This window comes from Candidatus Thalassolituus haligoni (assembly GCF_041222825.1).
GTDB classification, from domain to species: Bacteria; Pseudomonadota; Gammaproteobacteria; order Pseudomonadales; family Oceanobacteraceae; genus Oceanobacter; species Oceanobacter antarcticus.
In genome coordinates this window covers 3,020,131-3,032,744 of the sequence record NZ_CP139482.1, presented here as the reverse complement: position 1 = coordinate 3,032,744, position 12,614 = coordinate 3,020,131, and the positions used below count along the sequence as shown (strand labels likewise).

Sequence of the window (12,614 nt, the reverse complement as noted above, 5' to 3'; positions counted from 1 at the left end):
AGTTTGGTGGTGCTGGTGGTGAGGTTGGTCGGTTCATTCGCTGATGACCTGGTATTCGGCAGGATCGCTCCAATCGTTCCAATCATGAGAATGCCCCTGAGTATGCGAGTCGGTTTTACGATGAGCGTGAGGGTCTGCCAAACTTCTTCGGCACAGCCCTTGCTTGAACCAGATATTGCGTCAATAAGCGGTCATTATGCTGGAATTTACCGATCTTGAAGTTGGTCACTGGATTAGCCGTTACATTTATCCGTTTGCCCGCATCAGTGGCCTGTTTATGGTGATGCCGCTGCTGGGTACTCGTATGGTGCCGACCCAGATCCGGCTACTGTTAGCCGTGGCGACGACGCTGGTTATTGTGCCGGTCTTACCACCTTTGCCGAAGGTGGAGGCGATGTCGGTTGCTGCGTTTGTGATTATTTTGCATCAGCTGCTGATCGGTATTGCGCTTGGTTTTATCGTCGAGATGTTGACGCAGGTATTTGTGTTGGCGGGTCAGTTGATTGCCATGCAAACCGGTCTGGGTATTGCGACCACGGTCGATCCGTCACAAGGTGCGTCGGTGGTGGTGATTTCGCAGTGGCTGCTGTTTATGGTCAGCCTGGTGTTTTTGTCATTGAATGGCCATCTGGTACTGATCGAGGTGCTGGTACAAAGTTTTTACTCGCTCCCCGTTGGTATGTCGAGTTGGTCGGCGGCTGATCTCGGTCGTATTGTGCACTGGAGTGGCTGGATGTTTGCTGCGGCACTGGTGATTGCCTTGCCAGCGCTGGCGGCGTTACTGGTGGTGAATCTGGCCTTCGGGGTGATGACCCGTGCCGCCCCGCAGTTGAATATTTTTGCCTTGGGTTTTCCGGTCACCATGGTGGTTGGTTTGTTTATCTTGTGGCTGACGATGACGGATATGGCACTGTCGTTTCATCGCCATATGGAAGCCTTGTTTGCTTTTGCGCGCACATTGGTGGGAGGCTGAGGTATGGCTGAAGATACTGGTCAGGAGAAAAGCGAAGAACCCACGGCACGAAAGCTCGAAAAAGCTCGTGAGGAAGGCCAGGCGCCACGCTCGAAAGAGTTGAATACCACTGCGGTATTGGTGGTCGGGGCGCTGGGATTGCTGGCGTTGGGGCCGTATATGACCCGTCAGGTGGCCGCTATGGCCCGTTACAGCTTTGAAGTCGGGCGAGCGGATGTGTTTGACAGCAGCCGTATGGCGCATCATTTGATGGCATCGCTGGACAGTGCCGCACTGGCGTTAGCTCCCTGGTTGGCACTGATGCTGGTGGCCGCCATTGCTGGCCCTTTGGGGGTTGGCGGTTGGCTGTTTTCGAGCAAGTCACTGGCCCCGAAGTTGAGTCGTATGAGTCCGCTGGCCGGATTGAAACGTATGTTTTCTGCCAATTCGCTGGTGGAGTTATTCAAGGCCTGGGCCAAGGTGTTGGTGGTCGGTTTTTGTGCCTGGATGGTACTGGGGTACTTCTTTGACGATGCCCTGAGCCTGTTGTCGATGCCGGTTGAAGGAGCGATTCCTGGTGCCGTTCATATTGTGCTTTGGTCGTTTATTCTGATGTGTATGTCCACGGCACTGATTGCGCTGGTCGATGTACCCTGGCAGATCCATAGCCATATCAAAAAGCTGAAGATGAGCCTTCAGGAAATCAAGGACGAATACAAGGACACCGAGGGTAAACCGGAAGTCAAAGGCCGGATTCGACAGCTGCAGCGTGAGGCGGCACAACGACGGATGTTGGCGGATGTGCCAAGTGCAGATGTGGTGATTACTAACCCGACTCACTTTTCTGTGGCGTTAAAATACCAGTCGGATTCGATGACGGCGCCGGTTGTGGTGGCCAAGGGTGCAGACCAGGCGGCGCTAAAAATTCGGGAGATTGCGAAGGAGCATAATGTGCCCCGGATGCAGGCACCACCGCTGGCTCGTGCGTTGTATACCCATACGCGCATCGGTGATGAAATCCCGGAAGGCCTGTACGTCGCGGTGGCACAGGTGCTGGCGTATATTTATCAGATGGATATGTATGTCAAGGGTCGGGGGCCGAAGCCGGACCGTCATCCAGACATGCCGATTCCTCGGGACTTGCGGGTTGACCCGGAGCGTCCGCTTAACGATTGACCATCTCTACCGAGATAATCTGTTCAATGGGAAATACCGGTGGGCCGTACTGGTTGTAGATGGCAACGTCGGTTGCGTCGCGGCCATAGCCGGTGGCAACGTAAGCGCCCTTGCGGCCGTATTGGGTGGCATCAAAGATGTACCAGCGGTCACCGACATAGGCTTCGAACCAGGCGTGTAAATCCATCGGTTGCAGGTCGTACAGATAACCCACTACCTGACGGGCAGGAATACTCAGTGCCCGGCATAGGGCAATACAGAGGTGAGACAGATCACGGCAGACACCGGATTGACGCAGGTTGATTTCAATCGCTGAGACTGGCGAAGGACTGGTGCCGGGTTCGTAACGAATATTGCGGCGCACCCAGTCTTCGATGGCTGCCACCTGATCGTAACCGGGCAAATAGCCTTGGGTGATTTCACTGGCAAGCAGGTAAAAGCGGTCGGATTCACAATAGCGGCTGGGCAGCAGGTAGGTGAGGACATCCGATGGCAGGTTCTGGATTTCGACGAAAGGAGTCCCTGGGGCTTCTTCGACATGTTCGAGCGTCATCACGTCGGCTGAACAATACAGCGCGAAGGGGCCAGGGGGCGCGATCAGGCGTTGGCAGTCGTTGCCATAGAAGTCCTTGAACTCTATGACTGGCACACTGGGGAGCACTTCATATTCTTCCCGTGCAACCCATTGTTGGGAGCCTCGGCGGGCGCGCAACATAAGAATAAAAGGTGTGGGCACAGAAATTTCAAACGAAAATTCACAACTGGTGCTGATCCACATTCGCGCTTTTCCTGGCCGATGATCGAAGGCGCAACTATAGGACCAGAAGCCGGATACGCCTAGCTCTATCAGCTGATTTTCTGGACGGAGTGGGTAATTGTAGGGCTTCAGTGCCTGAGTATCTTGACCTCGAATCCGGCTTCACTGAGGATATAGGCCGCTGCTTCTGCGCGACCTTCTCCCAGTACAACGTAAATAAAATCACGGTTGAAGTTATCCATCTGGCTACGCAGTTGCGCCAGAGGCACATTGCGTGCGCGTGCAACCGGTGCCATGGCGGCTTCCTGTTGGGTACGGACATCGAGCTGGATGACGCCGGTATCGCTGTTTTCGATCAGCTCGTCGAGCTGTTGGGGGTCGACGTATTCCAGTACCGGTGTTTTTAACAGGGTATCAAAATCGTTTTTGCTGAGTACCATGACGATGCCGTTACTGCTCATGGTAATCGTGGCACTGCGAGGCAGGCTGCTGATCAGGGAGTCTTCGCCGAAGAGCGCACCATTACTCAGTGCTGCCAGGGTTTCTTCCTGCTTGCCGTTGCGCCGTGTGACAACGGCTTTCCCTTGTTTGATGACATAGCATTCGTTGCCTTCATCGCCTTCCTGGATCAGCACGTCGCCCAGAGTGACTTCGCGCTCCTCAAAACGGGAGAGTAATTGCTGGATATTGCCTGGCGGAATGCGATTAAACAGCTCTGAGGTTAACAGGGCTTCAAGCCAGTCTGTTTCTTCATCGGACTCAAGCGAGCGGGCTACTTCGACCCAGGTACTGATCAGTTCAAGGTAGCGTCTGGGCAGGCTGGCAATCAGACAGTCACTGACTGCAACAGCAGAATATTTGTGAATGGGATGGGTGGCATCCAGGGCGAGAAAGTTGCCTTCGTCCTCACCATTAAGCTGAGTCACTTCAAAGTGATCGTTGACCAGGTCGATGGCACCCTCCAGCAAATAATGGCAGCGGTCATCTTGCTGCCCCCGTTTGAACAGCACGCCACGTTGAGCCAGACGAACCGGTGCAAAGTGCGGCAGCAATTCCTGGAGGGCATTTTCAGACAGATCTTCAAAGGGAATAAATTGCTGGAGTCGTGCTGCGTTGATCATGCCGTTCTGACCGGGTTGTGAATAGACTGGATGAGTGTTGCCATTATCGTTTCAGTACTTTCAGTGTTGCTGCGACAATTAACGTGCATGTAAAAGACTATAGCAAAGGGCCTGCCATGTTGCTTGAGATGTATCACATCTCTGTGGCTGCGCTGTCGTTTGTGGGCGGTCGCGACTTTGCCTGGTTCAGCGATTGGCTTTGGGATACACCGGCAGTAATGGCAAAACGCATGGCTTCCTCAAAAGACCAGTCGACTTGGGTCAGCTGTGCTTTGGGCAGGAACAGGGTATAACCACCCACCATGTAGCTCATGGGCAGATAAACAGCCACGAGAGGCTGTTCAGGGCGGGTTTGTTGTACTACGGCGGGGACGTTCTGATTGGTGATAAAGCCGACCAATGTCCCTTGTCCGGGCATATCAACCAATACCACCGGTTGGGGTTGTTTTTTCTGGCCATCAAACATCACGGTAAAATCCTTCACTGCACCGTACAGGGTTTTGACGACAGGGAAGCGTAGCAGGGTGTCTTCGAGGTAGGTGTGTAACCAGTTGATAGGGTTGAACTGGATCAGCAATCCGACCACAAACAGACTGACCAGCATGACGATCAGACCGAAACCGGGGATGCCGGAACTGGCACTGTCGATCTCCAGACCGGTCCAGGACAGTAGTTCGAGACCGATATTGTCGAGCCATAGCAGTGTCGACCACAACAGCCAGGCAGTGATCACCAGCGGCAGGACGACGACAGATCCTTTTAACAGTACTCGGGCCAGATACGGCATGGGGTTTCCTTGGTAGCGGAGCCGGATCAGTTGTCCGGTTTCAGGTTGTTAAGCTCTTTTCGCAGTGATCGGATTTCCAGCATCAGGTCATCCAGTGTGGCCTTGCCCTCTGCTTGATCCTGTGCTTCGCGTTCGCGTGCATGCTCATCCTCCAGCACATTGACCACGATACCAATGACCATGTTCAAAAAGGCGAAGGTGGTCAGAAAGATAAAGCTGAGGTAGTAGATCCAGGACAGTGGGTAAACCGCCATGGTTTCGTACATAACGTCGGTCCAGTCTTCGAAGGTCATGACGCGGAACAAGGTCAGCATACCAATCGAAATATCACCCCACAGATCCGGGTTAATATGGGCAAAAAAGGTAGCTCCCACTGCTGCGTAGATGTAGAAAATAATAAACATCAGCAATACCACGTAGCCCAATTGCGGCATGGCCCGTAGCAGGGAATTCAGCAGCATGCGCAGTTCCGGAATGATCGATACCATCCGCAGTACCCGGAATATTCTTACCAGTCGTCCGACCAGAGCCAACTCACTGTTTTCGATTGGAATCAGGCTGACCACGACCACCAGGGTGTCGAATATATTCCAGCCGCTATAGAAAAAACGTCGTTTGTCCGGGGCGGCAAAAAAGCGAACGGTGATCTCAAACAGGAAAAGCAGGGTGATGCCGATGTCGAGCCACTGAATGAGCAAAATCAGCGTATCGGGGATTGGATAGGTGCGGGCACCAATCAGCAGGGCTGAGATGATGATGACGGAGACAACCAGCCATTCAAAGGTCTTGTTGTCACGCAGTTGTTGGGAAGCCAGTTGAAGTTTCTGAATATTCATGACGATGGGTAATCAGCCAATGTGGGCGTAGGAATGGGTTTGTTGTATCGATTAACCGTTTGGTACGCAGACGTGTCGGTGATCAGCTCTGCTGCGCGGTTATCTGTTCGCGACCGGGCTCTGGAGGCGCATTCCGACAAACGGTCAAGTCGGCTGGGTAAGCTGGATAGTAGCGTTTTTTCAGCCATCTCCCTATCGACTTTTTTATCCTGAGTGGGCTTGTTGGGCGCATAACGGATGGACTGTGTGGATAAATTCATGTTGATCAAACTATTGGTTAGTTAGTGGTCACTTCTCATGCGAAAACAATCTAGGTTGTGTCAATATGTTACAGAACCTTAGAAGTTACTTTAAGTAATGCTTCCACCGCTCGGTTCCTTTGAAATATTTTGATTATGACTTTTTCTCGTCCTGCCATAAAAGCCCCTAAGTGCTTGTGATTTAAAGCAAATTTCATCTTTCCACGTGATCTGTCAGCTTGCAATGACACCGGCCTGTTTTTATAGTGTCTCAAAGTGTCGAATTGTGGCGAATCGGGTCGCAAAAGTGGGAAATAGTAGGAAATAATTTATTCTGGAAGGCTATAGTCTGATTGCCCTGAGTTGACATTCATGATCACGAAATACACCGAGGCCCCTGTGCTGATCAACACCACTGAAATCTGCCAACCGTGATGGATTGACCTGTCATGTTTCGCGGAATGCACCACATCAATCTGGATGCCAAAGGTCGTCTGGCGATACCTGCAAAAGTGCGGGAAACGCTGGAGGGTGCGAGTGTGTCTGCGTTGGTGGTGACTGTGGATAGCCAGGATCGTTGCCTGATGGTTTACCCGCTCGAAGAGTGGATCAAGATTGAAGCCAAGCTGAATCAGCTGCCCACACTGAATCCTGCCAGCAAACAACTGAAGCGCCTGCTGCAAGGCTATGCCACCGAGTGTGAAACCGATGGCAGTGGCCGGGTATTGATCAGTCCTGCCTGCCGCGAGTACGCCGGGCTGGTTAAAGAATGTGTGTTGATGGGTCAGGGCAACAAGCTGGAGCTCTGGGACAAGGCTCGTTGGGATGGTCAGCTGGATGACTACCTGGAACAACCCATGTCGCTGGAAAATCTTCCCGACGAACTCAAGAGTCTGTCTATATGAATCTGCAAGAGCTGGCCCACGCAACCGTGTTGCTGGAACCGACCGTTACCGGTTGCCTGAATGATCCGTCCGGGGTCTACATCGATGGCACGTTTGGTCGTGGCGGACACAGTCGTTTGTTGTTGTCACAGCTGGCTGCTGATGGTCGTTTGTATGGTTTCGACAAGGATCCGCGCGCCATTGAAACCGGCGAGCAGCTGCATCAGGAAGACGCGCGCTTCGAAGTGGTTCAAGCGTCTTTTGCTGATATGAAGCAGGAAATGGCCGCCCGTGGCATTGCACGTATCAACGGTATTTTGCTGGATCTGGGGGTGTCGTCGCCACAGCTGGATGATCCAGAGCGCGGTTTCAGCTTTATGCGTGATGGCCCGCTGGATATGCGTATGAACCCGGATGCGGGCTTGTCGGCCGCTGAGTGGGTGGCAACCACCGATGAAAATGACATTGTCCGGGTGCTGAAAGAATACGGTGAAGAGCGTTTTGCCAAACGTATGGCTCGCGCCATCGTGACCACCCGTGCCACCACTCCGATCACCCGTACCTTGCAGCTGGCGGAGCTGATCAAGGAAGCCAATCCAGCTTGGGAGCGCCACAAGCATCCGGCGACCCGTGCTTTCCAGGCGATCCGGATTGCGGTGAATAATGAGCTGGGTGATCTGGAACGGGTGCTGAATGAGAGTGTGGATTTTCTGGTGCCGGGGGGGCGGCTGGCGGTGATCAGCTTTCACTCGCTGGAAGATCGTATGGTAAAGCGGTTTATTCGAGCTCAGGAGAAGGGGCGCGATTTGCCTCCCGGTCTCCCTGTGCTGGAAGCGGATTTAGGCAAAACCATGAAACGTATCGGCAAGGCCATCATGCCGGACGATGATGAAGTTCGCAGTAATGCCCGCGCTCGCAGCGCGGTGTTGCGTATCGCCGAGCGCTTGCCATGAATCTGGCTGTCGTGCTGGTTTGGCTGGTAGTGGTGGTGTCGGCTCTGGTGCAAATCGGAGTCAGTCACGGTCATCGTCAGCTGGTTCAGCAATGGCAGACGCTCGAAAAACACAGTGACGCTTTGCAGCAGGAACAGACACAACTGGTGCTGGAACTGGCGGCATTAACCAGCTACTCCCGGATCGATCAGCGTGCACGACGTGAACTTAATATGATTGAACCACAACAGGTCAGGATTCTTTCTCAATGACAGCCTCACAGCATGATCATTCAGCTCAGGGCATTACCCGCTGGCGCTTTGTACTGGTGCTGATGGTGATGGTTGCGCTGTTGTTGCTGATTCTGGTGCGGCTGATCTCGTTACATACGGTGGATCAGCCTTTTCTGTTTGAAGAAGGTGAAAAACGCATTGTCCGCGCTCAGGTTCAACCGGCGCGGCGCGGCATGATCACTGACCGCTTCGGCAAGCCGCTGGCCGTCAGCACGGCAGTGACGGACATCAGTCTTAATCCTCAGGTGTTTGACCTTGACCAAGTGGCGTCATTGGCCAAGGTGTTGGGGATTTCTGCCAATCGGCTGACGCAGCAAATCACTGCTGCCCGCCAGCGTGGGCGCGGTTTCTTTTATGTCGATCGGCAGGTGCAACCGGCCCAGGCCGATCAGGTTGTGGCTTTGGGACTGGAGGGTTTGCAGTTCGAAAGTCGTTTCCGACGTTATTATCCTGCCGCTGAGGTGACCGCTCATGTGGTCGGTATCGTGGATATTGATGGCAACGGCCAGGAGGGTCTGGAGCTGGCCTATAACGATTACCTGACGGGTACGGGTGGACGCCGTACTGTGATTCGTGATCGCTATGGCCGTGTGGTCAAGCAGTTAGCGGTGGAGTCCGTGGCTCAGCCGGGTCATGACTTGCGCCTGACCATTGACCTGCGTTTGCAATATCTGGCGTATCGCGAGCTGATGGCCGCTGTACGCCAGCATCATGCGGCTTCTGGTAGTGCGGTGTTGCTGGATGCTCATAATGGTGAAGTTCTGGCGATGGTGAACCAGCCTTCCTACAATCCCAATAATCGGGCCGGATTGAAACCAGCGTATATGCGTAATCGGGCGCTGGCCGATGTACTGGAGCCAGGGTCGACCATGAAGCCCTTTACCGTGGCCGCAGCGCTGGATTCCGGGCGCTATACCCCGAGCACGCTGGTCGATACCAGTCCGGGCTATTTGCGGGTTAAAAACAAAACTATCCGCGATCATCGCGATTATGGCGTTCTGGATGTGACCGGCGTGATTACCAAATCCAGTAACGTGGGTGTGACCCTGATCTCGGCGGATCTGGGTGCGGAAACCGTGTTCAAAATCATGAGTGCCGCCGGTCTTGGGCAGGCTACTGGCTTGGGCTTTCCCGGTGAGAGTGTCGGTATTTTACCCTACCCCGAACAGATGGATGACCTGCGTCTGGCGACGGTGTCGTACGGTTACGGCATGGCGGTTTCGCCATTGCAGCTGGCGCAATCCTATACCAGTTTTACCCAGCATGGTTGCCGTTTGAACGCGACGTTGTTACTGGACAGTGAGTCACGTCCAGACTGTCAGCGGGTGATGTCCGATAAGGTCGCCCGCCAGGTGTTGGATATTCTCGAAACCGTCACCTCCGACCTCGGTACTGGACGGCGTGCCCGCGTTGCCGGTTACCGGGTGGGCGGCAAAACAGGGACAGCGCACAAGGTCGGCGAAAACGGCTATGAAGATGCGACTTATAACGCAGTCTTTGCCGGTATCGCACCGCTCACCGATCCTGATCTGGTGCTGGTGGTGGCGATTGATGAACCACAAGGGCGTGAGTATTACGGGGGCGAAGTCGCTGCGCCGGTGTTTTCGCGCATTATGGAGCAGGCACTGCGTTTACGTCAGATTGCACCGGACGATTCGACAGCGGCTTCCCTGATTGTTGCCGGAGGCCCGAAATGAAGCTTTCCCAATTGCTGCAGGATGATCTGTTTGTTCCACCGGAGTGGGATCGTGAATTTGCCGAAGTGGTAACGGACAGCCGGGATGTGCAACCAGGAGACCTGTTTGTCGCTCGAGGCGGTGCTGCCAGTCACGGTGCAGAATATATCAATGCTGCCATCCAGAAAGGTGCGGTGGCTGTTTTGCAGGAAGCGGATAGCGGATTTCGCTGTGAATTCGGTCAGACCGCAGTGCCGGTTTTTTCTGCTCCTGTGGTGTCTGCCCGCTTAGCAGCATGGCTTTATCGACGTTATCAGCAGGTTTGTCATTTGCCTGTGTTCGCGGTGACGGGCACCAATGGCAAGAGTTCGTGCGTGTCGTATCTGGCACAGCTTTCCCAGGCACTGGGCAAGCCTTGTGGTGTGTTGGGGACGCTGGGTAATGGGCTTTGGCCTGAGTTGGCGTCAACTCGTAATACAACACCGGATTTGTCGGTGGTGTTGCGGACATTGGCTCAGGTGGCTGAACAGGGCGGCTGTCGTGCAGCGATGGAAGTGTCTTCTCACGGCTTGGATCAGGGGCGCGTGGCAGGGATGAGCTTTGAAGGCGCATTACTGACCAATCTGACCCAGGATCATCTCGATTATCACGGCGATATGGAAAGCTACTACCAGGCCAAGCGTCGACTGTTGCTGGATTACCATACCGGTTTTGTACTGATTAATCGTGATTGTCCTTATGGCCAGCGGTTGCTGGCAGACACCGAAATACAGGGGCTGCGGTACAGTTATGGCCTGGTGACGGACGAAGTCATTACTGGCGATGCTGTGCAGGGTTATGCCGAGGGCAATGTTCAACATATCGGTTATCGCATACTGGCTCTGGACAGTACGGGTATCAGCGCGGAGTTGATTACCCCCTGGGGACAGTGCTGCTTGCAGTTACCGTTGCTGGGAGCATTCAATCTGGCGAATGCCGTCGCGGCGATTGCTATGTTGGCTGCTGCTGGAGAGTCATTGGCGTTGCTGGTCGACGCCGCCGCACAGTTGCAGCCGGTTGCCGGGCGGATGGAAGTATATCGGCCATCCTGCGGCGATGGCCCGACGGTCATTGTGGATTTTGCCCATACACCGGATGCGCTGGTGAGCGTGTTGTCATCCTTGTTGCCCTGGCAGCAGCCGTTGACGCTGGTGTTTGGTTGTGGCGGTGATCGAGATCGGAGCAAGCGCCCGCAGATGCTGGCGGCAGCGATGAAATATGCGGATTCAGTCTGGCTCACTGACGACAATCCACGTTCTGAAGACCCACAACAGATTTTTGCCGATACGATGACCGCTCCGGGTGCCCGCGAGGCTGGTATTCATCTCGAACACGATCGTACCCAGGCGATTCAACAGGCACTTGCGCAAGCATCCTCTCGTCGTGGCGGGCTGGTTAGTAGTGGTGGTCTGGTGGTGATTGCGGGCAAAGGGCATGAAACCTGGCAGGAAATTGCCGGTGTCAAACATCCCTACAGCGATGCGGCGGTGCTGGCGACGCTGGGTTATGAGACTCGTCGTGGATCTCATGGTGGATATCAGAGTGGAGGTCGTCATGCTGTTTGATTTTACCCTGAGTCAGGTGGCCTCTTTACTGGGGCTGGCCCAACCCTCGCGGGATGTACGTTGTACTGGCATCTCGACCGACACACGCCAGATTCAGCCAGGTGACTTGTATGTCGCACTTCGGGGCGAACACTTTAATGGTAACGATTTTGCCACACAGGCGCTGGCCGCCGGAGCGGTTGCGGTGCTGTTGGATCAGCTGCCTGCCACTGAGCCGGATGGCCCCTGGCTGGTATGTGACGATGGCTTGTTGGCTTATGGCTTGATCGCTGGCTGGCAACGAGACGCTTTCGCTGGCCCGATCGTTGCGATTACCGGCAGCGCCGGAAAAACCACCACCAAGCAATTGATGGCGAAGGTGCTGGAGCAGCAATTTACTACCTGGATGACGCCGGGAAATCTGAACAATCATATCGGTGTGCCCAAAACCCTGTTGGCGCTGCAATCAGAGCATGAAGCTGCCGTTGTTGAGTTGGGAGCCAGTGGTCCCGGCGAAATTCGTTACACCGCCTGCCTGGTCAAGCCCGTGGTTGGGATTATTACCAATGCCAGCGCTGCGCATCTGGAAGGTTTCGGCTCGCTGGCTGGCGTCGTACAAACCAAGGGTGAATTGATTGATTGCGTTGACGCTGAAGGCATTGTGGTGTTGAACGCGGACGACCCGGCCTATGAGCACTGGCAAGCACGGGCCAGACACAAACAGGTGATTACGTTTGGCCTGTCGGCAACGGCGGATCTGTATGCAGAAGACCTGCAAATCCGTGTTGATGGCAGCGATTTTACGGTGTGTTGCCGTGGTCAGAGTTGGTCCCAGCCGGTGCAGCTGGCCTTTCCAGGACGCCACAATATTGCCAATGCGCTGGCGGTGTTTGCGGCAGCGCTGGGCCTTGGTATGTCCCCTGATATTGTGGCCAAAGGTCTGGAGGCCGCAGCCCCTGTGGCCGGGCGTATGAAAACACTGGTTGGCGAAGGGGGAGCTCGGATTATTGACGACAGCTACAACGCCAACCCGGCTTCCATTCGGGCAGCGATTGATGTAATAAGCCTCGCGCCCTGTGCCTGGTTGGTATTGGGCGATATGGCGGAACTGGGCGAGGGAGCCGAACAAGCGCACAGCGACATGGGTCGTTATGCCAAACAACAGGGAGTCTCGGCACTGGTTGCGACCGGGCCGTTGAGCCGCGCCACCGTGACGGCATTTGGCGAGCAGGGGTATTGGTTGCCTGATCGTGATGCTGTGGTGGCGTTTATAAAACAAAAAATGCCCGATCAGGCGACGATTCTGATCAAGGGTTCGCGCAGCGCCGGGATGGATCAGGTGGTTCGGGCGTTGCAACTGCATTCAGGGGAATAGGGT

At 54.6% G+C, this 12,614-nt stretch carries 12 protein-coding genes; 8 read left to right on the top strand and 4 right to left on the bottom strand.

What is annotated here, in order from left to right:
- Positions 1 to 196: 196 nt before the first annotated feature.
- Both fliR and flhB read left to right on the top strand, forming a co-directional pair.
- Positions 197 to 973, top strand: a complete 777-nt coding sequence (gene fliR / locus SOJ49_RS13525; protein ID WP_369855023.1) for a flagellar biosynthetic protein FliR — start codon at positions 197 to 199, stop codon at positions 971 to 973.
- A gap of 3 nt (positions 974 to 976) precedes the next feature.
- Complete coding sequence (gene flhB, locus SOJ49_RS13520) at positions 977 to 2,128, top strand: flagellar biosynthesis protein FlhB (RefSeq protein WP_369855022.1); 1,152 nt, start codon at positions 977 to 979, stop codon at positions 2,126 to 2,128.
- On the opposite strand, the gene SOJ49_RS13515 is transcribed toward flhB, so the two are convergent.
- From SOJ49_RS13515 to SOJ49_RS13500, 4 genes are all read right to left on the bottom strand, one after another.
- The gene (locus tag SOJ49_RS13515; protein WP_369855021.1) at positions 2,118 to 2,906 is read right to left on the bottom strand and encodes a transglutaminase family protein; all 789 of its coding nucleotides are present in this window, start codon (positions 2,904 to 2,906) and stop codon (positions 2,118 to 2,120) included. The genes flhB and SOJ49_RS13515 overlap by 11 nt on opposite strands.
- A 107-nt stretch (positions 2,907 to 3,013) precedes the next feature.
- Complete coding sequence (locus SOJ49_RS13510; RefSeq protein ID WP_369855020.1) at positions 3,014 to 4,006, bottom strand: cyclic nucleotide-binding domain-containing protein; 993 nt, start codon at positions 4,004 to 4,006, stop codon at positions 3,014 to 3,016.
- 133 nt (positions 4,007 to 4,139) lie between these two features.
- Complete coding sequence (locus tag SOJ49_RS13505) at positions 4,140 to 4,793, bottom strand: DUF502 domain-containing protein (RefSeq protein ID WP_369855019.1); 654 nt, start codon at positions 4,791 to 4,793, stop codon at positions 4,140 to 4,142.
- 26 nt (positions 4,794 to 4,819) lie between these two features.
- A complete protein-coding gene (locus SOJ49_RS13500) occupies positions 4,820 to 5,629 on the bottom strand; it encodes an ion transporter (RefSeq protein WP_369855018.1) in 810 nt (269 codons plus the stop codon).
- 688 nt (positions 5,630 to 6,317) lie between these two features.
- On the opposite strand from SOJ49_RS13500, the gene mraZ reads away from it, so the two are divergent.
- Genes mraZ through murF form a run of 6 tightly spaced genes read left to right on the top strand, consistent with a single transcriptional unit; the run spans position 6,318 to position 12,611 of the window.
- Positions 6,318 to 6,773 carry a division/cell wall cluster transcriptional repressor MraZ gene (mraZ, locus tag SOJ49_RS13495; protein ID WP_369855017.1) on the top strand — a complete coding sequence of 152 codons (456 nt, stop codon included), beginning with the start codon at positions 6,318 to 6,320 and terminating at the stop codon, positions 6,771 to 6,773.
- Entirely contained in the window at positions 6,770 to 7,705 is a 936-nt protein-coding gene (rsmH, locus tag SOJ49_RS13490; protein WP_369855016.1) for a 16S rRNA (cytosine(1402)-N(4))-methyltransferase RsmH, read from the top strand. Before mraZ ends, rsmH begins: the two co-directional genes overlap by 4 nt.
- Positions 7,702 to 7,956 carry a cell division protein FtsL gene (gene ftsL / locus SOJ49_RS13485; protein WP_369855015.1) on the top strand — a complete coding sequence of 85 codons (255 nt, stop codon included), beginning with the start codon at positions 7,702 to 7,704 and terminating at the stop codon, positions 7,954 to 7,956. The genes rsmH and ftsL overlap by 4 nt, the downstream gene beginning before the upstream one ends.
- The gene (locus SOJ49_RS13480) at positions 7,953 to 9,674 is read left to right on the top strand and encodes a peptidoglycan D,D-transpeptidase FtsI family protein (RefSeq protein ID WP_369855014.1); all 1,722 of its coding nucleotides are present in this window, start codon (positions 7,953 to 7,955) and stop codon (positions 9,672 to 9,674) included. The genes ftsL and SOJ49_RS13480 overlap by 4 nt, the downstream gene beginning before the upstream one ends.
- Positions 9,671 to 11,257, top strand: a complete 1,587-nt coding sequence (locus SOJ49_RS13475) for a UDP-N-acetylmuramoyl-L-alanyl-D-glutamate--2,6-diaminopimelate ligase (RefSeq protein WP_369855013.1) — start codon at positions 9,671 to 9,673, stop codon at positions 11,255 to 11,257. Before SOJ49_RS13480 ends, SOJ49_RS13475 begins: the two co-directional genes overlap by 4 nt.
- Complete coding sequence (gene murF, locus SOJ49_RS13470) at positions 11,247 to 12,611, top strand: UDP-N-acetylmuramoyl-tripeptide--D-alanyl-D-alanine ligase (RefSeq protein WP_369855012.1); 1,365 nt, start codon at positions 11,247 to 11,249, stop codon at positions 12,609 to 12,611. Before SOJ49_RS13475 ends, murF begins: the two co-directional genes overlap by 11 nt.
- The last annotated feature ends 3 nt before the right edge of the window (positions 12,612 to 12,614 follow it).